At 62.8% G+C, this 19,879-nt stretch carries 23 protein-coding genes; 12 read left to right on the plus strand and 11 right to left on the minus strand.

What is annotated here, in order from left to right; all coding sequences use genetic code 11:
• Positions 1-13 precede the first annotated feature (13 nt).
• From MNBBLIKP_RS18390 to MNBBLIKP_RS03400, 3 genes are all read left to right on the plus strand, one after another.
• A complete protein-coding gene (locus MNBBLIKP_RS18390) occupies positions 14-178 on the plus strand; it encodes a hypothetical protein (RefSeq protein ID WP_369678906.1) in 165 nt (54 codons plus the stop codon).
• An 82-nt stretch (positions 179-260) separates the two neighbouring features.
• Positions 261-746, plus strand: coding sequence for a YbjN domain-containing protein (locus tag MNBBLIKP_RS03395; RefSeq protein WP_176399637.1), 486 nt, complete (start codon positions 261-263; stop codon positions 744-746).
• Complete coding sequence (locus tag MNBBLIKP_RS03400; RefSeq protein ID WP_088307483.1) at positions 746-1,618, plus strand: DUF3617 family protein; 873 nt, start codon at positions 746-748, stop codon at positions 1,616-1,618. The genes MNBBLIKP_RS03395 and MNBBLIKP_RS03400 overlap by 1 nt, the downstream gene beginning before the upstream one ends.
• On the opposite strand, the gene mltG is transcribed toward MNBBLIKP_RS03400, so the two are convergent.
• The 5 genes from mltG to aspS form a co-directional block, all read right to left on the minus strand.
• The gene (gene mltG / locus MNBBLIKP_RS03405) at positions 1,619-2,581 is read right to left on the minus strand and encodes an endolytic transglycosylase MltG (RefSeq protein ID WP_088307485.1); all 963 of its coding nucleotides are present in this window, start codon (positions 2,579-2,581) and stop codon (positions 1,619-1,621) included.
• Complete coding sequence (gene fabF / locus MNBBLIKP_RS03410; protein ID WP_088307487.1) at positions 2,581-3,843, minus strand: beta-ketoacyl-ACP synthase II; 1,263 nt, start codon at positions 3,841-3,843, stop codon at positions 2,581-2,583. The genes mltG and fabF overlap by 1 nt, the downstream gene beginning before the upstream one ends.
• A gap of 133 nt (positions 3,844-3,976) precedes the next feature.
• Positions 3,977-4,213, minus strand: coding sequence for an acyl carrier protein (locus MNBBLIKP_RS03415; protein WP_088307489.1), 237 nt, complete (start codon positions 4,211-4,213; stop codon positions 3,977-3,979).
• A 118-nt stretch (positions 4,214-4,331) separates the two neighbouring features.
• Complete coding sequence (locus tag MNBBLIKP_RS03420) at positions 4,332-5,264, minus strand: hypothetical protein (RefSeq protein WP_140420518.1); 933 nt, start codon at positions 5,262-5,264, stop codon at positions 4,332-4,334.
• A gap of 64 nt (positions 5,265-5,328) precedes the next feature.
• Positions 5,329-7,110 carry an aspartate--tRNA ligase gene (aspS, locus tag MNBBLIKP_RS03425; protein ID WP_088307493.1) on the minus strand — a complete coding sequence of 594 codons (1,782 nt, stop codon included), beginning with the start codon at positions 7,108-7,110 and terminating at the stop codon, positions 5,329-5,331.
• A 115-nt stretch (positions 7,111-7,225) separates the two neighbouring features.
• Here aspS and rnd point away from each other — a divergent pair, with 115 nt between their 5' ends.
• On the plus strand, positions 7,226-8,422 hold the full coding sequence (gene rnd, locus MNBBLIKP_RS03430) for a ribonuclease D (RefSeq protein ID WP_088307495.1): 1,197 nt from the start codon (positions 7,226-7,228) through the stop codon (positions 8,420-8,422).
• Here rnd and MNBBLIKP_RS03435 read toward each other — a convergent pair whose 3' ends face one another.
• Positions 8,423-8,698: a BrnA antitoxin family protein gene (locus MNBBLIKP_RS03435; protein ID WP_088307497.1), complete on the minus strand. Its 276-nt coding sequence runs from the start codon at positions 8,696-8,698 to the stop codon at positions 8,423-8,425.
• Positions 8,695-8,940, minus strand: a complete 246-nt coding sequence (locus MNBBLIKP_RS17955; protein WP_176399638.1) for a BrnT family toxin — start codon at positions 8,938-8,940, stop codon at positions 8,695-8,697. The genes MNBBLIKP_RS03435 and MNBBLIKP_RS17955 overlap by 4 nt, the downstream gene beginning before the upstream one ends.
• 111 nt (positions 8,941-9,051) lie before the next feature.
• Here MNBBLIKP_RS17955 and MNBBLIKP_RS03445 point away from each other — a divergent pair, with 111 nt between their 5' ends.
• Entirely contained in the window at positions 9,052-9,948 is an 897-nt protein-coding gene (locus tag MNBBLIKP_RS03445; RefSeq protein ID WP_088307499.1) for a hydrogen peroxide-inducible genes activator, read from the plus strand.
• Complete coding sequence (locus MNBBLIKP_RS03450; protein WP_088307500.1) at positions 9,945-10,202, plus strand: SemiSWEET family sugar transporter; 258 nt, start codon at positions 9,945-9,947, stop codon at positions 10,200-10,202. Before MNBBLIKP_RS03445 ends, MNBBLIKP_RS03450 begins: the two co-directional genes overlap by 4 nt.
• A gap of 357 nt (positions 10,203-10,559) precedes the next feature.
• Here the strand turns inward: MNBBLIKP_RS03450 and MNBBLIKP_RS03455 are convergent, their stop codons facing one another.
• Entirely contained in the window at positions 10,560-10,871 is a 312-nt protein-coding gene (locus tag MNBBLIKP_RS03455; protein WP_088307501.1) for an energy transducer TonB family protein, read from the minus strand.
• 6 nt (positions 10,872-10,877) lie between these two features.
• Positions 10,878-11,471 (minus strand): CDP-diacylglycerol--glycerol-3-phosphate 3-phosphatidyltransferase, encoded by a 594-nt coding sequence (pgsA, locus tag MNBBLIKP_RS03460; protein WP_088307502.1) that lies wholly within the window; start codon positions 11,469-11,471, stop codon positions 10,878-10,880.
• A gap of 113 nt (positions 11,472-11,584) precedes the next feature.
• Between pgsA and MNBBLIKP_RS03465 the strand changes: the two genes are divergently transcribed.
• Entirely contained in the window at positions 11,585-12,919 is a 1,335-nt protein-coding gene (locus tag MNBBLIKP_RS03465; protein ID WP_088307504.1) for an MFS transporter, read from the plus strand.
• On the opposite strand, the gene MNBBLIKP_RS03470 is transcribed toward MNBBLIKP_RS03465, so the two are convergent.
• A complete protein-coding gene (locus MNBBLIKP_RS03470) occupies positions 12,877-13,068 on the minus strand; it encodes a hypothetical protein (protein WP_088307506.1) in 192 nt (63 codons plus the stop codon). The two genes, MNBBLIKP_RS03465 and MNBBLIKP_RS03470, sit on opposite strands and share 43 nt — an antisense overlap.
• A gap of 147 nt (positions 13,069-13,215) precedes the next feature.
• Between MNBBLIKP_RS03470 and MNBBLIKP_RS03475 the strand changes: the two genes are divergently transcribed.
• A complete protein-coding gene (locus tag MNBBLIKP_RS03475; RefSeq protein ID WP_088307508.1) occupies positions 13,216-14,886 on the plus strand; it encodes a thiamine pyrophosphate-binding protein in 1,671 nt (556 codons plus the stop codon).
• On the opposite strand, the gene MNBBLIKP_RS03480 is transcribed toward MNBBLIKP_RS03475, so the two are convergent.
• Complete coding sequence (locus MNBBLIKP_RS03480; protein WP_088307514.1) at positions 14,887-15,306, minus strand: EVE domain-containing protein; 420 nt, start codon at positions 15,304-15,306, stop codon at positions 14,887-14,889.
• A gap of 62 nt (positions 15,307-15,368) precedes the next feature.
• Between MNBBLIKP_RS03480 and MNBBLIKP_RS03485 the strand changes: the two genes are divergently transcribed.
• The 4 genes from MNBBLIKP_RS03485 to MNBBLIKP_RS03500 form a co-directional block, all read left to right on the plus strand.
• Positions 15,369-16,304, plus strand: coding sequence for an isopenicillin N synthase family dioxygenase (locus MNBBLIKP_RS03485; protein WP_088307510.1), 936 nt, complete (start codon positions 15,369-15,371; stop codon positions 16,302-16,304).
• Between the two features lie 104 nt (positions 16,305-16,408).
• The gene (locus MNBBLIKP_RS03490; protein WP_176399639.1) at positions 16,409-18,076 is read left to right on the plus strand and encodes a putative bifunctional diguanylate cyclase/phosphodiesterase; all 1,668 of its coding nucleotides are present in this window, start codon (positions 16,409-16,411) and stop codon (positions 18,074-18,076) included.
• Between the two features lie 46 nt (positions 18,077-18,122).
• A complete protein-coding gene (dapF, locus tag MNBBLIKP_RS03495; RefSeq protein WP_088307516.1) occupies positions 18,123-18,941 on the plus strand; it encodes a diaminopimelate epimerase in 819 nt (272 codons plus the stop codon).
• Positions 18,938-19,879 (plus strand): MiaB/RimO family radical SAM methylthiotransferase (locus tag MNBBLIKP_RS03500; RefSeq protein ID WP_088307512.1); only part of this gene is annotated, 942 nt, incomplete at its 3' end. The genes dapF and MNBBLIKP_RS03500, both read left to right, overlap by 4 nt.

Genomic DNA, 19,879 nt, shown 5'->3' on the forward strand with positions numbered 1-19,879 from the left:
CCCCACCGCCACCATCACCGCCCCGCGCCGGGTGCTGCTGGGCCTGCTGTTCCTGAAACTGCCGATCGAGCAGCTGGAAATGGCCGGTCTCAGGATCGAAGGTGACCGTGCGGCGGTGCAGGCCTGGGTCGATGCGCTCGATCCGCTGGGCGGCGGGTTCAATGTGGTGGAACCCTGATCCGCCGCTTGACCCGCGCCCCGCGGGTTCGATATTGCCGGACTGCACGGGTGCGCGATCAATCGAACCGGGAAAGCTTGGAATGCCGCGTTTCGTCAGCCGCGCCCTGATCGGCACAGGTCTGTTTCTGGCACTGGCCAGTGCGGGTCAGGCCCAGTCCTTTGCCGACCGGTTCACGGTGGATCAGGTGCGGCGGGTGGCCCAGACCGGACCTACCGCGACGTTCAAGTCCGCCGAAGCGCTGCGCCTTGCCAACGGCAATCCGGTGGTCGTGCTGATTACACCGGGCGGCATCGTGGTATCGGTGTTTGGCTGGACCTGCACCCCCACCGGCTGCGATGAGGCGCGCCTGCTTGCCACGGTCAGCCCGCCCAAAGGGATAGACCGCCAGCAACTGGTCGATCGGTTCAACGAACAGCCGCGCTGGGCCGGTGCCTATGTTGACGGTGACAAAGTGAGCTTGCGCGGCAGCCTGCCCTATGCGGGCGGGATCAGCGATGCCAATCTGGCCCAGTATCTGGCGTCGATGGCGCACCACGCCGCCCGGCTGGCCGCGGGGCAATTTTGATGCGCCGCCCCGTGCTGGCCGCCGCCGTAGTGGCGCTGACCCTGGGCGGCGCGGCGCAGGCCGGGGGAGGACCGGCTGCCGCAACCGCCACCCCGATCCCCACCAATCTGGCCCGCTATGATGAAGCGCAATTGCGCGCCGTTCTGGCCGACATGGGCTGGAAAGCGGAGTTTTCGGGCAACGGCAAGGCACCCTACCTGGGGGTCTGGTCCAAGCTTGGCCTGCCGTACCAGATTTCCGGGATCCAGTGCGCCGATGCGGCTGCCCAGAACTGCGAGGCGATCCGGCTGCGCTATCGCAATGCATTGCAGCATGCCGACGCAGCGGGGATCGCGCGGCGGCTTAATGCCAAGCAGTATTTCCTGCGTGCAACCTTCTCGGCCGCCCCCGGTGGCGGAACGGCGAGCTTTGAGCCGGAACGGGTGATCGTGCTGAAAGGCGGGGTCAGTCCGGCCCAGATCAAGGCCAACCTGGCCGAGTTCGAAAGCTGGATCGTGCAGCTTATCCCGGGGATCGGGTTGGCTTTCCCGGCGTCCTATTCCGGCCTGACACCGGGCCTGTACAGCATGACGATGTCGACCGGCTCTGGTTCATTCAGCCAGAACATCTGCCTGACACCGTCCGATGTGCGCGACCCGATCCTGAAAGTCGCGGCGGACATGACCAATGGCGGCAGCGGCTGTTCGGTCTCCAACGGCACCGGCTCGGCGACGATGCAGTGCACCGGGCGGATCGTGGAAGGCAACATTTCCGCCAGCGGGATGAGCACCAGCCTGCGCTTTTCCGGCAACGCCCTGATCGATACCGACAACATGGGCGGGCGGGCGCGAATTCAGTTTCAGGGCAGCGCCAGCCGCACCGGGGATTGTTAGTTAGAAGTCCCCACGTTCCTTGCGGATCGTGTACCACTTTTCGACGTTGACGTTGTGCTGTTCCAGCGTGCTGGCAAACTGGTGCCCGCCGGTGCCGTCCGCGACCATATAGAGCGCGTCGGTTTGGGCCGGGTGGAGCACGGCGGCGATCGAGGCTTTGCCGGGGTTGGTAATCGGGCCTTTGGGCAGGCCCAGCATCGAATAGGTGTTGTAATCGTTGACCGCCTGGATCTCGCTCTGACGGATGCGGCGGCCGAGTGGTTTGCCCTTGGTGATCGGGTAGATGATGGTCGGATCGGCCTGGAGCATGATCCCCTGCCGCAGGCGGTTGGAATAGAGCCCGGCCACGATCGTCCGTTCGCTGGGTTTGCCGGTTTCCTTTTCCACGATCGAGGCGAGCGTCAGCGCTTCTTCGGGGGTCTTGACCACCAGCCCCTGTTCGCGCGCCGCCCACAATTCGCCCAGCGCGCGCTGCATCGCGGCCTGCATCCGCAGCAGCACAGCCTGACGGCTTTCGCCGCGCTCAATCTCGTAAGTATCGGGCAGGATCGATCCTTCGGCGGGCACATCAATGCTGCCGGTCAATTGCTGGTTGGCCATCAGCCGGTCATAAACCATCACCGAAGGCATGCCTTCGGGCACGGTGACGAACCGGCGCAGCACTTCATCGCCCTGAATGATCGAGAGGATCTGCGACGGGCTGGCCCCCTTGGGTAGCAGGAATTCACCTGCCTTGATCGATGCGCCCACGCCAAACACCCTCGCACGCGCCTTGAAGAAGCTGGCGGAACTGATCGCCCCGTCCTTTTCCAGCTTGGCCGCCACGCTGGACAGACTGGAACCATCAGGAACGGTGAACGGCGTATCCTTGGCCAGCGGCCCGGCGCTGAACCAGCCGCTGACGAACCAGCCCAGCAGCAGCACAACTGCCAGGACCGTTGCCAGAACGCCGCGACGGATCATCAGTCTTCGACTGCCTTGACGATCAAGCTGGCATTGGTGCCGCCGAACCCGAAGCTGTTGTTGAGCGCGGCGCGAACCCGGCGCGGCTTGGCCGTGTGTGGGACCAGATCGACGCCTTCGGTGCCTTCATCCGGGTTGTCCAGATTGAGCGTGGGCGGGACAATCTGATCGCGGATCGCCAGGATGCAGAAGATCGTTTCAACCGCACCCGCGCCGCCCAGCAAGTGGCCGATCGCGCTTTTGGTGCTGCTCATCGAAGCGCCGCCCAGATCGGCACCCAGCACGCGCTTGACCGCGCCCAGTTCGATCGTATCGGCCATGGTCGAGGTGCCGTGGGCGTTGACATAGTCGATGTCGCCCGGCTCCATCCCGGCTTTCCGCATCGCCATCCGCATCGACAGTTCCGCGCCCTTGCCTTCGGGGTGGGGGGCGGTGACGTGATAGGCATCGCCCGACAGGCCATAGCCGACCACTTCGGCATAGATCTTCGCGCCGCGCGCCTTGGCGTGTTCGTATTCTTCCAGCACCACCACGCCCGCGCCTTCGCCCATGACGAAACCGTCACGGTCCTTGTCATAGGGGCGGCTGGCCTGCTCGGGCCGGTCGTTGTAGCTGCAGTTGAGCGCACGAGCCTGGGCAAACCCGGCCACGCCAAGCGGGTTGACGGTGCCTTCCGCCCCGCCCGCCAGCATCACATCGGCATCGCCATCCTTGATCATCCGCGCGGCATCGCCGATCGAATGGGCCCCGGTGGAGCAGGCGGTGACGACGGCGTGGTTGGGGCCCATCAGCCCGTACTTGATGCTGACCTGGCCCGAGATCAGGTTGATCAGGCGGCCATGAACGAAGTGCGGCGATACGCGGCTGGGGCCCTTTTCATGGAGCACGATCGATTCGCTTTCGATCCCCGGCAGACCGCCGATACCCGAGCCGATCGAACAGCCGGTGCGCAGCTTCAGGTCTTCATCCATATCGACCAGACCGGCATCTTCCAGCGCCTGCCCGGCGGCATCGATGCCATAGATGATGAACGGATCGACCTGGCGCTGGACCTTGTGGTCCACCCGCTTGCCCGGATCAAAGCCGTATTCGTGATCCGGCCCCTTCACTTCACAGGCGATGGTGCACTTGTGGTCAGTGGTATCGAATCGCGTGATCGGGCCTGCGCCGCTTTTTCCGGCGATCAGGTTTTTCCACGTGGTTTCCACGTCCCCGCCCAGCGGTGTGACAAGGCCCAGTCCGGTTACGACGACACGGCGCATTCGACTCTCCAAGTTCCTTAAACGCAACAGGCCCAGCCCGCGGGGGCTGAGCCTGTCGTTACCCGGTCAGGCCGCCGAAGCGACCTTGGCGCACCATGACGGCAGCGCCGGACAGGGCATGTGGCTGAGGCAATCAGCCCTTGTTGCTGTTGATGTAGGTGATCGCATCGGCGACGGTGCTGATCTTTTCAGCCGCATCGTCGGGGATTTCCACGCCGAATTCTTCTTCGAAGGCCATCACCAGTTCAACGATGTCGAGCGAATCAGCGCCCAGATCGTCGATGAAGCTGGCATCTTCGGTGACCTTGTCGGCTTCGACGCCGAGGTGTTCGACCACAATTTTCTTAACCCGATCGGCGGTGTCGCTCATGGATGTGTCCCTTCGTGAACGGCAGATGAAAAACTCTGCCTCGCCCTAGAGAACGGCAAAGGCGCTGGCAAGTGGGCTTGGTGCGTTCGCCATGCCTTTACGAAAAATGAAAAGCAATTCATCCCCGATTGTGTGCGGTAATCTGGGCACGGGCGCGCAAGTTGCGGTCAATCCGGCCTGTCCCGGCAATGGCAGCACCATAATTGGGGGACATTTCCAGCACCTTGCGATAACCGGCATAGGCGGCTTGCTCCCCCTCTGCGCCGCGGGTTTCAGCGCACAGTGCCAGGTTGAACTGGGTTGGCACGTGGCCTGGATTGCCAGCCCCCACCTGGCTCCACACCTGGCAGGCAGCACGCGGATCGGACTTGGTCAGCCTGACCGCCTGCTTGAACCGGTCTGCATCAACTTTTGCCAGGCCCTTGCGGTTTTCATCAACCCGAACCTGCGCATCGGTATAACGCGGGGAAAATTCCAGCCGGAGCCGCTCTGCCACCCGGCCAACCAGTCCGCGCACCACATCGTTGCGATTGCGCGGCGGATTTTCATCCCCTTCGCACGAGCTGTCCTCCACCGTTTCCGGGGTGTCATCAGAGAAGATCAGGGTCCCGTCAGGCCCAACCATGCGCATCGCCACATCCAGCGTGATCCGGCGTTTGGAACATTTTACCTGGCGCTGTTCCTTGCGCAGGCATTTGCCATCCCCGTCTTTCTCCGCGCACTCCTCACGCTTTTCGGTGTAACGCTGGAACTGCACTTCGGCATCGGCCGTGCCGCGCAGCAAGGCATCGCCGCCGCTGGCGGTGGCTGCCGGCAGAACGCGAAACCAGGGCGTCCCGTCCACGCTGAGCCCTCGCAGCAGGTCTTCGATCCGGATCGTCAGGGCCGGACCTTCACTGCCGCCAAAGCCATCGACCACGATCGAACGCAGGGCTGCTGCTTCATCGTTGCGAGCGGGAATCAGGCCGAAAACCTGCAACACTTCGGCCTGAGCGGGAAGCGCCGAGAGGCCGAGCGCAAGGCCCGCGACAGTCAAAGCAAATGCACGCACGCCAATCCCTTTCGTCCGGGAAGCGACCCCCGGACGCAGGAATGCCGTGCCTGACGCCGCGGCGTCAACCCTTCTGCGGTTCGACCACCCGCAAGTGCAGTTCGCGCAGCTGCTTCATTTCAGCGAGCGAAGGCGCACCCATCAGCAGGTCTTCGGCGCGCTGGTTCATCGGGAACAGGGTAATTTCGCGAAGGTTCTGGACCCCGCACAGCAGCATGACCATGCGGTCCACCCCTGCCGCCATCCCGCCATGCGGCGGCGCGCCATACTGGAACGCGCGGTACATCCCGCCAAACCGTTCCTCGACATCGGCCTGAGACAGGCCAGTCAGCTCGAACGCCTTGACCATCAGATCCGGATGCTGGTTGCGGATCGAGCCCGAAGCCAGTTCATAGCCGTTGCAGACCATGTCGTACTGATAGGCCTTGATCGTCAAAGGATCCTGCGTCTGCAACGCTTCCAGCCCGCCTTGCGGCATCGAGAACGGGTTGTGCGCGAAATCGACCTTCTTGTTGTCTTCATCCCATTCGTAGAACGGGAAATCGACGATCCAGCAGAACCGGAACGCGTCCTGTTCGGTCAGGCCAAGCTGATCGCCCACCTTGACGCGCGCCGCACCGGCCAGCTTGGCGGCCTGTTCTTCCTTGCCTGCAGCAAAGAACGCGCCGTCGTTCGGGCCAAGGCCAAGCTGGTCCCACAGCGCGGCCATCTTGTCCTCACCATGGTTCTTGGCGATCGGGCCGCCGAACACGCCGTCCTTGCGGGTGGCATAGCCAAGGCCCGCGTGACCCTCGCTGCGGGCCCATTCGTTCATGTCGTCAAAGAACTTGCGCGACAAGCCGGCCGTTTCGGGGGCCGGGATCAGCCGCACCTTGCCGCCGCCGCCAACGATTTTTTCGAACAGGCCAAAGCCCGATGCGGTGAACTCTTCGGTCACGTCGCGGATCACCAGCGGGTTGCGCAGGTCCGGCTTGTCAGTGCCGTAATCCAGCATCGCCTGGGCATAGGGAATGCGCGGGAACTGGCCAGCCGGGGTTACTTGCTTGCCATCCGCGAACTTTTCAAAGATCCCGGCCATGACCGGTTCCATCGTTTCCCAGACCTCTTCCTGGGTGACGAAGCTCATTTCGAGGTCGAGCTGATAGAATTCGCCCGGGAGACGATCAGCGCGCGGATCTTCATCGCGGAAGCACGGGGCAATCTGGAAATAGCGGTCGAAACCGGCGACCATCAACAGCTGCTTGTACTGCTGCGGGGCCTGCGGCAGGGCAAAGAACTTGCCCGGGTGGATCCGGCTCGGCACCAGAAAGTCGCGCGCGCCTTCGGGGCTGGAGGCGGTCAGGATCGGGGTCGAAAACTCGGTAAAGCCGATGTCTTCCATCGCCCGCCGGGTTTCGCGGATCACCGCAGTGCGGGTCATGATATTGGCATGCAGCGTTTCACGCCGCAGATCGAGGAAGCGATAGCGCAGGCGGATATCTTCGGGATATTCCTGCTCACCCGCCACCGGCAGTGGCAATTCTTCCGCGCGGCTGAGCACGGTTGCAGCCCGCGCGAACACTTCGATCGCACCGGTCGGCAGATTGGCGTTCTCGGTTCCGCCCGCCCGCGCCTTGACCTCACCATCGATGGTCACGACCGATTCCAGCCGCAGTGCTTCCAGCACCGGCAAGGCCGGGCTGTCGGCATCAGCGACGATCTGGGTCATGCCATAGTGATCGCGCAGGTCGACAAACAGCACGCCGCCATGGTCGCGCTTGCGGTGGACCCAGCCCGACAGGCGGATGGTCTGGCCAACGTCAGAGGCGCGCAGCGCGCCGCAGGTGTGTGAACGATAAAGATGCATCGAAACTCTTTCCAATCGGCCCGCTTTCAGGCAGGGGCGAAAGCGCGGCTAACAGGCGATGGCCGCGACTTTGTCAAGCCGCGAGCCCGCACGGGCTCACTTACAGATAAGAACCATGCAGATACACCCCCTGATTACGACTTCCGAAGCACTTGCCGAACTGTGTGAGCGCCTGTCCAAAGCTGAATTCGTCTGCGTTGACACCGAATTCATGCGCGAAAACACCTATTGGCCCGAACTGTGCCTGATCCAGATCGCGGATGACAAGGAAGCCGCGGCGATCGATCCGCTGGCGCGCGACATCGATATGTCCCCGCTGCTTGACCTGCTGGTTGATAATGAGGACGTGCTGAAGGTGTTCCATGCCGGCGGACAGGACGTGGAAATCATCTACAACCTTACCGGCAAGACCCCGCACCCGATCTTTGACACCCAGATCGCGATGATGGCGATCAGCCAAAGCGAGCAGATCGGTTATTCCAATCTGGTTGAATCGTTTCTGGGCCTGCAGATCGACAAGGGCGCCCGCTTTACTGACTGGTCGCGCCGCCCGTTGACCGATCGCCAGATCGAATATGCGATTGGCGACGTCACCCACCTGTCAAAAATCTTCCCGAAGATGCTCCAGCGCCTGATCAAGACCGGGCGTGGGGTGTGGTTGAACATCGAAATGGAAAAACTGGCCGATCCGGCCAACTACAAGAACGATCCCGATCTGTCGTGGCAGCGGATCAAGGCCGCCGGGCGCAATCCGGCGATGCTGGGACGGCTGAAAGCGCTGGCCCACTGGCGCGAGCTGGAAGCGCAGGACAAAAACATCCCGCGCGGCCGGATTGCCCGCGATGAAACCGTGGCCGATATCGCCAGCCACCCGCCCAAGACCCAGGCCGATCTGGCCAAAGTGCGCGGGCTGTCCGCCGCGTGGAAGGACAACGAAATTGGCCGCCGGATGATGGCCGCGCTGGAAAGCGCCAAGCCGCTGACCGATCAGGAACTGCCCCCGCGCACCCCGCGCGGCGCCCCGCTGGGCAAGGAAGGCGCGCTGGTGGCGGACCTGCTCAAGCTGCTGCTCAAGATCCGCAGCCGCGAAATCGACGTCGCCTCACGCCTGCTGGCGCGCAGCGAAGACCTCGAACTGCTTGCCGCCGGGGTGCGCGAACTGCCGCTGCTGCAGGGCTGGCGTTATGAAGTGTTCGGCAAGGACGCGCTCGACCTGGTCGAAGGCAAGACCGCCTTTGCCGTGGTCAAGAACAAGCTGAAAATGGCCCACATCGACGAAATCGGCGGGAGCGAGCCGGACGCGGTGGAGTAATCAGCGCGCTCCGATCCATTCCTTCAGCGCCGCATCAACCCTGGCCTGCCAGCCGGTTCCGGTTGCGCGGAAGTGGTCAATAACGTCCCGCGACAAGCGAATGGTTGTGCAGACTTTTGTCGGAGCCTTTTGCTGACCACGCCCGCGCCGCATTTTGGCGGCAAGCTCAGGAAAGGCCTGATCAAATGGCACTGCATTGGCAAAATCCTCGGCAGTCCATTCGGGATTGTCCGAAACCGCTTCCAGATCGCTCTTGGTATATTTTGCCTTTATCATTGCAGCAACTGCCTTTCCTTGCGGCTGGCGGGTCTGGCTGAGACAATCGAGACTCCCTCGCTGCCCAGAACCGCGAAAATCACCGCGATAACTCCATCAAGCCTGCCAATCGCCGCGAACCGTCCCTGCCGGGCAGGCCTGACAATCGCGGAAAGGAAAAATTCCTCATCAATATCGACAAAATCGATGCCGTGCTTGGCGATATTGGCCAGACGCTTTGGCTCATCCCAAACGATTATCACCGTTACCCCCTTAAAGGCATTGCTCGCAGAGTCAATTAAATTGTTACTACAATTTAAATGCTCGTTCCCCACGTTGGCATGTTCCGGATTTTCATGCGATAGCCGCAGCCAATGACCACCTACCTCCCCACGCTCAAACAGCTCCAGTACCTCGTCTCGCTCCACGAACATGGCCATTTCGGCCGCGCGGCGGATGCTTGTTTTGTTTCGCAATCGACGCTTAGCGCGGGCCTGCGCGATCTGGAAAACCTGCTGGACGTGGTGCTGGTCGAGCGAACCAAGCGGGCGGTGCGGTTTACGCCGCTGGGCAACGCGGTGGTCGCCAAGGCGCACCGGCTGCTGCGCGAGGCGGAAGAGCTGAGCGACATGGTGCAAAGCGCCGGACAGCCGCTGTCGGGTGAAATGCGGATGAGTGTGATCCCCACGATCGCGCCGTTCCTGCTGCCCCGGATGCTGCCGCGCCTGCGCCGCGAACGCCCGCAGTTAAAGCTCTATTTGCGTGAGGAAACCAGCGCGGCAGCGATTGAAAGTCTGCATCACGGCCGCTCTGACTGCGTGCTGCTGGCCCTGCCCTATCCCACCGGCGAGGTGGAAAAGGAAACTATCGAACTGGATGCGCTGTGGGTCGCTTTCCCCAAGGACGATCCGCGCGATCCGCCGGATGAGATTTCGCCCGACCTGATCGACGAAAACCGCTTGCTGCTGCTGGAAGACGGGCACTGCCTGAAAGAGCACGCCCTTGCCGCCTGCAACCGCCCCGAACTGCGCGCCAGCGCGACCATGATCGGCACCAGCCTGCACACGCTGGTGCAAATGGTGGATAATGGCCTCGGCCTGACCATGCTGCCCGAAATGGCGCTCGATGCCGGGATTCTCAACGGCACCGACGTCGTCGCCCGCCCCTTGCGCAGCGACAGCGCCAACCGCGAAATCGCGCTGGTCTGGCGCAAGAACAGCCCGCGCGCAGAGGAATTCCGACTGCTGGCGGAAGAATTGCGCGCGGGATGATCCCGCCGCTCGACTTGCTCGGCTATACCGCCTCGCTCGCTTCGGGTGGAGCTTTCCTGCCGCAAGCGATCAAGGCGCTGCGCACCCGCCAGACGCGCGACCTGTCGCTCACATCGGTCGCGCTGGGCGCAGCGGGAACGGTGCTGTGGGCCAGCTATGGCCTGCTGATCCATAGCGGCCCGGTGACCATTTCGAACCTGGTGGTGATGCCCTTTGCCCTGGCGACGCTGTGGCTGAAGCTGCGATCGGGCTGACAGCTCCTGCCGCGGGTCAGCATTTCCAGCCGAACCGATTTTCCTACACGCCGCCGTTTTGGTATGGTTCAATCCGCTCTTTGAAACCGTCTATCCACTTGCCCAGGCGCACGCATACGCGTGAAAACGCCTGAAAAACGCATTTCTGTCACCTTTTTTGACGTAATGTTCTGAAATATGGAACAAAAACGCCCGGACACCCTGTCACCTTTTTCGCCGCAGGAATGGCGGAAATGCGTGAGTTACGGCAGACAGTGTCACCCGGTTGTCACTTTGGCACAGGCCGGTTCAAGACCGCAGGTTCCGATCAAACTCAAGACCGCGCACTCAACTGCGATTCGTTGCAGGTTCGCTCCACTATTCCTCGATTTTCCATTGGACCCGGGTGTTGAACTTGCGGATCTTGCCTTTTTCCGGCCCGCGCCATGGACCGAATTTCCCTTTCTCCCGCACAATCTCACAAGCGCGCTGATCGAGTTTTGGCGAAAGGCTGGGGACCAGTATCCGGCAATCGGTGACCTTGCCCTTGGGGTCCACTTCAAAGGCGATCTGGGTTGATGTCTCTCCGACCGCCACGATTTCCTGTGTGACCGGATCCATCACCGGCGCAGGCGCAGGCGCAGCCGTTGCCGGACTGGCTGCAACTGCAAGAAAGGCGAGCCACAGCAACAGCGCTCAATCCATGTGCTTCAGGCCGACCCGCAGGTAATCCCACCCGGTAATCACCGTCAGCGCCGCCGCCGCCCACAGCGTAGTCAGGCCGACGGTATGGGGGAAATTCATGGTCATGCCGCCCAGTGTCATGGTCCAACCCGGCACGGCCTCGCCCAGGATCAGCGCACCCAGGCAGACCATCTGGAATGTGGTCTTCCATTTGGCGAGAGCGCTGACCGGCACCGAGACGCGCAGTCCGCCCAGAAATTCGCGCAGGCCCGAAACCGCAATCTCGCGAATCAGGATCACCAGCCCGGCCACCACGTGCATATCGCCCACATAGGGCCCGGTCAGCACACCCTGAGCACTCAGCACCAGAATCACCGCGGCGACCATGATCTTGTCCGCGATCGGATCAAGGAACTGGCCAAGCCTGCTTACCGCGCCCTGCGCCCGCGCCAGGTAGCCATCGAAATAGTCGGTAATCCCCATCAGGCAGTAGAGCACAAAGGCCACGCCATAGCCGAACTTCCACTGCGGCCACCACAATAGCGCGACCAGCAAAGGCACCGCGACGATCCGCGACAGGGTGAGAAGGTTGGGGAGGCTCCACATCGCCCCCCTGCATAGCGCTTGCCGGTTGCGCGCAAAAGAGACGATTGGGGCTTGTCCGCAGGGTAAGTGCCGCTAGGGTCCGCGGCGACCAAGGGCCTGAAAGAATCCACGGAATGACCACCCAGACCCATCTGATCCACAGTCGGCGCTTTCTGCCGCTGTTCGTTACCCAGCTTTTGAATGCCTTCAACGACAACCTGTTCAAGAACGCCATGGTGCTGTTCGTGGTGTACGACGTGTACCGGAGCGAACAGGCCGAGGCCCAGTTCAGCGCGATTGCTTCGGGGCTGTTTATCCTGCCTTTCTTCGTGCTTTCGGCGATTGCCGGACAGCTGGCGGACATGCGCGACAAGGCGCGGATTATCCGGATCGTCAAGGCCTCCGAAATCCTGATCATGCTGGTGGGCGCGGCCGGTCTGGTGATGGCCTGGTCGGGCATGGCCGTTACGGCAATCGCAGTGCCGCTGATGCTGCTCGCGCTGACCGGAATGGGGATCCATTCCACCTTCTTCGGTCCGATCAAGTACGCGATCCTGCCGCAACACCTGCGACCCGATGAAGTGTTGGCCGGAACCGGGCTGGTCGAAGCCGGGACCTATATCGCCATTCTGGCCGGTACGATCCTGGCGGGCTGGCTACCGGTTGAATGGGCTGCGGTGGGCGTGGTGCTGACTGCGCTGGTCGGCTACCTGATCAGCCGCAAGGTGCCCGATGCGCCGCCCTATCACGATGCCGAACCACTCGATTACCACTTCATCCGCGCCTCGATCCAACTGGTCCGCAATACCAGCCAGGACCGGCGGGTGTTCCTGGCGATCATGGCGATCAGTTTCTTCTGGGCCGTGGGCACTGTATTGTTCGTGCAGTTTCCGCCGCTTGCCAAGAATGTTCTGTCGGCCAGCAAGGAAGTGTCCAGCCTGTTCCTGGTGATCTTCTCGGTCGGGGTCGCAATCGGTTCGGTTTCGGTCAACGCGCTGCTGAAAGGCACGGTTTCGGCCCGTTATTCACCGCCTTCGGTGATCGTGATGGGCCTGTTCGTGGTCGGCTTTTTCGAAGTGTGTCGCGAATGGCCCGATCATCCCGCCGGGGTCATGCTCAACGTCGGGCAATTCATGGCCGAACCGCTCGCCGTGCCGCTGCTGCTGACCTTGCTGGGGATCGCAGTGGCGGGGGGTATGTTTGTTGTCCCGCTCTATGCCTTTCTCACCACATTTGTGGACAAGGCGAAGACATCGCGGACCATCGCGGCGAACAACATTGTCAATTCAGGGGCAATGGTGATCGGATCGCTGGTGGCCACCGGGCTGTCCGCCGCCGGAGTGCCGATTGTCCAGCAACTGCTGCTCAGCGCCGCAATGTGCCTGGTGTCCGCCTGGATCGCGAAACTGCTGGTTGCGGCGGAACGTCAGGCGATAAATACCGATACGCCAACAAAGCAGGCGCAGTAGGCGACCACGAAATCGCGCAGATCGGACAGCTGGAACCAGCTGGGTCGTTTCACGCGCAGCGGCTGGGTGCCCTGACGAACATGCGGGGGGAGACTCGCCAGGAATGGGTGCCGGGCGGTTTCATCGGTGAGGACAAGTGACCTTCTCATGGCCGTGGGGTTAAGAAATTGTTCACCATCGCACCAGCCGGAAAATCACGGTTAACGGCCAGTTTCCCGTTGTGGGACAGTAACCATTTGCCTTGGTTAACCGTCCGAATAGTTGCCCACGAAACCAGTTGAGGATAAGTGCCGGAAATGACCGAACATCACAGTGTCAACGGCGGCCGCCTGCTGGTCGACTGCCTGATCGAACAGGGTTGCGACCGGATTTTCACCGTGCCGGGGGAAAGCTTCCTCGCCGTGCTCGATGCGCTCCACGATTCGCCACGAGTGCAAAGCGTGGTCTGCCGCCAGGAAGGCGGCGCAGCGTTCATGGCCTGCGCGGACGGAGCGATGACTGGCAAGCCCGGCGTGTGTTTCGTCACCCGCGGCCCCGGGGCAACCAATGCCAGCATCGGCGTCCACATCGCCATGCAGGATTCGCAGCCGATGATCCTGTTCATCGGCGATGTTGACCGCGGCATGCGCGACCGGGAAGGGTTTCAGGAGGTCGATTTTCAGGCGATGTTCGCACCGCTGTGCAAATGGGCCGCCCGGATCGACGATGCCGCGCGCATCCCGGAATACATCGCCCGCGCCTGGTCCACCGCCACTGCCGGACGCCCCGGCCCGGTCGTGCTGGCCCTGCCCGAGGACATGCTGCTGGACGAGGTTACCGGCCAGTACCCCCGCCCGGCGGTGCACCGCCCGGCGCAGGTCCCCTGCCCCGATGCCATGCACGCGATGATGGATCTGATCGCCGATGCTGCCGCCCCGATCGCGATCATCGGCGGCGCGGGCTGGCACGCCAAGGCGCGCGAACACTTCACCGAATTTGCCGAACGGATCGGGCTCCCCGTCGCCGGAGCTTTCCGCCGACAGGACGCAATTGCCAATTCCAGCAAGGTCTGGGCCGGAAACCTGGGTTACGGCCCCAACCCAAAGCTGGTCGAACGGATCAAGCTGGCCGACCTCGTACTGGTGGTCGGCGCGCGGCTGGGGGAAGCGACGACTGACAGCTATACCCTGGTCACTCCGGAACACCCCGGTCAGACCCTGATCCACATTCACCCCGATCCCGCCGAACTGGGCCGGGTTTACCGCACCGACTTGTCAATTTGCGCCGATATGGCCGAATTCGCCGAGGCTGCCGCGCTGTGGGACGATGATGTGGTGCCGTTCGATGCGGGCGATGAAGCGCACCTCGAATGGCTCGATTGGTCCACCCCGCGCCCCGGCCCCTACTCGCTCGACATGGCGAGCTGCGTCGCGGCGATGCGCGCTGCGCTGCCCGATGACTCGATCATCTGCAACGGCGCGGGTAATTTTTCGGGCTGGTGGCACCGCTATTGGCACTACAACGGCTTCCCGAGCCAGCTCGCACCCACCAACGGTTCGATGGGCTATGGCGTCCCCGCCGCCGTCGCTGCCGCGCTGCGCCATCCGGAACGCACCGTGGTTGCCCTGGCCGGGGACGGCGATTTTCTGATGAACGGGCAGGAACTGGCCACTGCGATGCAATATGGCTGCGACCTGCTGGTCGTGCTGGTCGACAACGGGTCTTACGGCACGATCCGGATGCACCAGGAACGCGAGTTTCCGGAACGCGTTTCGGCCACCACGCTCGCCAATCCGGACTTCGCCGCCCTTGCGCGAGCCTATGGCGGCTGGGCTCAGCGGATCGAGACCACGGCCGAGTTCGAAAGCGCACTGGCAGAGGCTCAGGACCGCAAGGGGCTGCGGCTGCTGCATCTGGTCATCGATGTCGAACAGCTCAGCGCCGGGGGGGCCACCGTTTCGGGGCTACGGGCCAAGGCGAAGGGCTGATCAGCCCTCGGCCAGCTTCAGGATGTAGTCCCACTCTGACTGGGCCACGCCCGAAACCGAAAGGCGGAATTTGGTGAGCAGCTCCATCTCGGCCAGTGCCGGATCGGCCTTGATTTCCTTAAGCGTCACCGTGCGCGCCAGTTTGCGCACCGGTTTCAACCTGACCGCCGACCAACGCCCCAGATCGTCGCTGGGGTCCTGAAAGGCCGCCACCGAAATTTCTGCAATGCCAACAATCTCAACCCCAATGTTGGAGTGATAGAAGAACACCTGGTCCCCCACCTGCATCGCCCGCATGTTGTTGCGCGCCGTGTAATTGCGCACTCCGTCCCAGGTGCCTTCTCCTTCGGCTACCAGATCGTCCCAGCTGTAGACGTCCGGTTCGCTTTTCATCAGCCAGTGGTTTTTGATTTTGCTCATGCCAGCGCCCGTGAAAGTGTCTATGTCCTGCCCATAGCCATACATTTGCAGACAGGTCCATAATGCCGCTCTCCACTCTCCCCATTCTCTCGCTGGCCGATAGTCCCACCGCGTTTTCGCAGGCGATCGGCGATAGCTTCAAGACCTTCGGCTTTGCCATGGTCAAGGATTTCGACATTGATCGCGGGCTGATCGACCGCGCCTGGGAACTGTCCAAGGCGTTCTTCGACCTGCCGACCGAAGAGAAGCTGCGCTACCACGACGCCGCAATCGCCGGGGCGCGCGGCTATACTCCGTTCGGGGTTGAAATCGCCAAGGATGCCAAGGCGCATGATCTGAAAGAATTCTGGCACATCGGCCGCGATCTGCCGCCGGGCAGTCCGCTGGCCTCATCGATGCCGCCCAACGTGTGGCCCGCCCGGCCTGACCATTTCCAGCAGGTGTTCAGCGAACTCTACCGCCAGTTCGACGCGACCGGCGCGACCATCCTGTCGCGGATCGCGGTCTATCTGGGGCTGGACGAACACTGGTTTGATGCGGGGATCGAGGATGGTAATTCGGTGATGCGGCTGCTGCATTACCCGCCAATCCCTGATGCCACCGGCGAATCGATCCGCGCCGGTGCACATGGTGACATCAATCTGATCACCCTGCTGCTTGGCGCGGAAGAGGCCGGACTGGAACTGCTGACCAAGGAAGGCAATTGGATCAGCGCCTCTCCGCCCGAAGGCGCGCTGGTGATCAACGTGGGGGACATGCTGGAACGGCTGACCAACAACCTGCTGCCCAGCACAATCCACCGGGTCCGCAATCCCGATCCGCAGCGCGCCAGCTTCAGCCGCTATTCGATGCCGTTCTTCCTGCACCTGCGCAGCGATTTCCCCTTTGTCACGCTGCCGCAATGCATCAGCGCGGACAATCCGGATCGCTACCCGGTTTCGATCACGGCGGATGATTTCCTGCAGCAACGCCTGCGTGAAATCGGCCTGAAAAAGTAGCTTCGCCCCAACCGCAGCCCCGGGCAGGTCGTTTCAGGCTTAACACAAAATTCAGGTAGGCATGCGATTCCCCGGTTGAAACTGGCATCAGGGGGCCGCCAGCCATGGCCAAACCGGAATCCGCAACTGCTGCACCACGAACGGGGAACGAGCCTCCCCTGGTCAAGGCCAAGCGCGATGTGATCGCGCTGGGCATCGTCGTAGCATCGATCATCATGTTCGTCGGCACGGGCAGCACGGTCTTGCCGCAAGTGGTGAAAGCCCTTGCCGGACACGGCGGCGGGCCCGACATGCTGCTGACCAACGCGCTGCTGCTCAACATCGCGCTCGTGATCTTTGGCTGGCGCCGCTATGCCGAACTGACCGGCGAAGTGCAGATCCGCCGCCTGGCCGAGGAACAGGCCAAGATTCTGGCCGTCACCGATCCGCTGACCGGCTGCCTCAATCGCCGCTCAATCGCCAGCCAGACCGATGATCTGGTCCGTCAGGCCCATGCACAGGGCGAAAGCGTGGCGATGATCATGCTTGATCTGGATAACTTCAAATCGGTCAACGATTTGCACGGTCATGCCGCTGGCGATACCATGCTGCGAACCGCAGCAGAGCGGATCGCCGGACAATTACCGGAACGCGCCATGCTGGCTCGGATCGGGGGCGATGAATTTGCCTGCGTCGTGCCGTTTGATCCCGCCCAAAGCGCCGCGATTGACCGGATCACCGCCAATCTGATCGCAGCAGTGAGCGAACCGGTGCAGCATGGCGATGCCCGCGTCGAATCCACAATTTCCGTTGGTCTTGCCAGTACCGAACCGGGAACCGAGCTGGATTCGCAGGCGTTGATGCATATGGCCGATATTGCGATGTATCAGGCCAAGAAGCGGGGGCGGAACCGCTATTGCTGGTTCGATCCGGCGATGGAAAGCGAGCTGCGGTTCCGCAGTGAACTGGAAACCGGGATTCGCCGCGGCATCTCGCTTGGCGAATTCGTCCCGTTCTATGAAAAGCAGATTGACCTGTCGACCGGCCATCTGGTTGGCTTCGAAATGCTCGCGCGCTGGCGCTCGCCAACGCTCGGCTCAGTCAGTCCGGAAGTCTTCATCCCCGTCGCCGAGGAAATCGGCGCGATTGCCGAACTTTCAGAGAGCCTGATCCGTCAGGCGCTGGCCGATGCCCGGTTCTGGCATCCGCGCCTGACTTTGTCGGTCAACATCTCACCGGTCCAGCTGCGCGATCCGTGGTTTGCACAAAAACTGCTCAAACTGTTGGTCGAAGCCAATTTCCCGCCGAGCCGGCTGGAAATCGAAATCACCGAAACAAGCCTGCATGACAACATGGGGCTGGTCCGTTCGCTGATCACCAGTCTGAAGAACCAGGGCGTCCGGATCAGTCTGGATGATTTCGGCACCGGCTATTCCTCGCTGTCACAGCTGCGCAGTCTGCCGTTTGACCGGATCAAGATTGACCGCAGCTTCATCATGACCCTGCCCGACAGCCCGGATAGCGCAACAATCGTCCGCTCGATCATTGCAATGGGTGAAGGACTGGGTCTGCCGGTTACCGCCGAAGGAGTCGAAACGCCCCGGGTGCTGGAAGCGTTGCAGCAATTCGGATCGCTGAAGGCGCAAGGGTTCCTCTATGGCATGCCCAGCTCAGCCGATGCCGTCTTTGCCGAACTGGAACAACTTGATCTGGTACTGCAGCCGACAACCGAGGAGCCGGCGGTAGCGAGCGAGACCGAAGTACCCGCAGCGCCCCGCGCCAAGCGCGCCTGAGCCGCAGGTCTGGACGCTGGCACGCCCAGCGCCTAAAGCGCGGGCCATGCGGGTTCCCTTCGTCAAGATGCACGGCCTTGGCAACGATTTCATCGTGCTGGATGCGCGCGCCGATGCCGTGCCCGCGATGACCAATAGGCTCGCCGCTGCGTTGGCGGACCGCAAGACCGGGATCGGCTGTGACCAGCTGATCCTGCTGGAACCCTCTGCAAGCGCCGATTTCCGGATGCGGATCTTCAATGCCGATGGCGGAGAGGTAGAGGCCTGCGGCAATGCCACCCGCGCGGTAGGCCTGCTGCACGGCGGCCCCGCGCGGATCGAAACACTGGGCGGCCTGCTCCGCGCCGATCCGGCAGAGGGCGGGATTGCGGTCGACATGGGTGAGCCTCGCTTTGAATGGGATCAGATCCCGCTCGCCTATGCAATGGATACCCACACTTTGCCGGTCGGCTGGGACCTGCTTGATGCGCCAACCTGCGTCAACGTCGGCAATCCGCATGTGATCTTCTTCGTGCCCGATTGCGCAGCGGTGGCGCTCGACCGGCTGGGGCCTGAGATAGAGCATGACCCGCTGTTCCCGCAGCGCGTCAACGTCAACGTCGCGACCGTGCTGGACCGCACACATCTGCGCCTGCGCGTGTGGGAACGCGGCGTGGGTGAGACGCGCGCTTGCGGCACGGGCGCCTGCGCCACGGCGATCGGCGCAATGCGGCGCGGACTGGCCGAGCGCCGGGTCACCATCTCGCTCACCGGGGGCGATCTGACGATCGATTGGACCGCAGAGGGCCGGATCCTGATGACCGGCCCGGCGGCGGAAAGCTTTCGCGGAACATTCGATCCCGCCGACTACGGAGCGGCGGGGTGACCCTTGAGGTCGTATCGCTGGGCTGCCGGCTGAACCTGTCGGAAAGCGAGGACCTGCGCCGGCTCCTTGCGGCCGAGAACGAACTGGTGGTGATCAATTCCTGCGCGGTCACCGCCGAGGCCGTGCGCCAGACCCGTCAGGCAATCCGCCGCGCGCGCAAGGCCCGACCAAACGCGCGCCTGCTGGTCACCGGCTGCGCAGCAGAGGTTGAGCGTGATGCGCTGGCGGCGATGCCCGAGGTGGACGGCCTGATTCCCAACCCCGCCAAGCTCGATCCGCGCCAGTGGAATGTCCCGCCCGCGCCCGTGGCGGACACCCGCACCCACACCCGTGCTTTCATCGCGGTTCAGAACGGCTGCGACCACGCCTGCACCTTTTGCGTGATCCCGCAGGGCCGCGGGCCGAGCCGTTCGCTGAGCGTGGCCGAAGCGCTGCGCGAGACCGAACGGCATCTGGTGCAAGGCGCGCGTGAAGTGGTGCTGACCGGGGTGGACCTGACCAGCTGGGGCCACGATCTGCCCGGCGAGCCCCGGCTTGGCTCGCTGGTCGCAGCCATTCTGGCGGCGTTCCCGGCCCTGCCCCGGCTGCGCCTGTCCTCGCTCGACGGAGTGGAGATCGATCCCCTGCTGCTTGACCTGCTGGGCGGTGAGGCGCGGGTCATGCCGCATGTCCACCTCTCGCTCCAGCACGGGCATGACCTGATCCTGAAACGCATGAAACGCAGGCACTTGCGCCATGATGCGGAGAATCTGGTCGAACAACTGCGCCTGCGCCGCCCTGACATTGCCTTTGGTGCCGACCTGATCGCGGGCTTTCCAACCGAGGATGATACGGCACATCAGGCGAACCTGTCGCTGGTGCGTGACCTCGGTTTGGTTCATGTCCACACCTTCCCCTACTCCCCCCGCCCCGGCACGCCCGCCGCGCCGCGCAGTTCG

Origin of the sequence: Novosphingobium sp. B 225, from assembly GCF_002198665.1 — a bacterium.
Taxonomy (GTDB): domain Bacteria; phylum Pseudomonadota; class Alphaproteobacteria; order Sphingomonadales; family Sphingomonadaceae; genus Novosphingobium.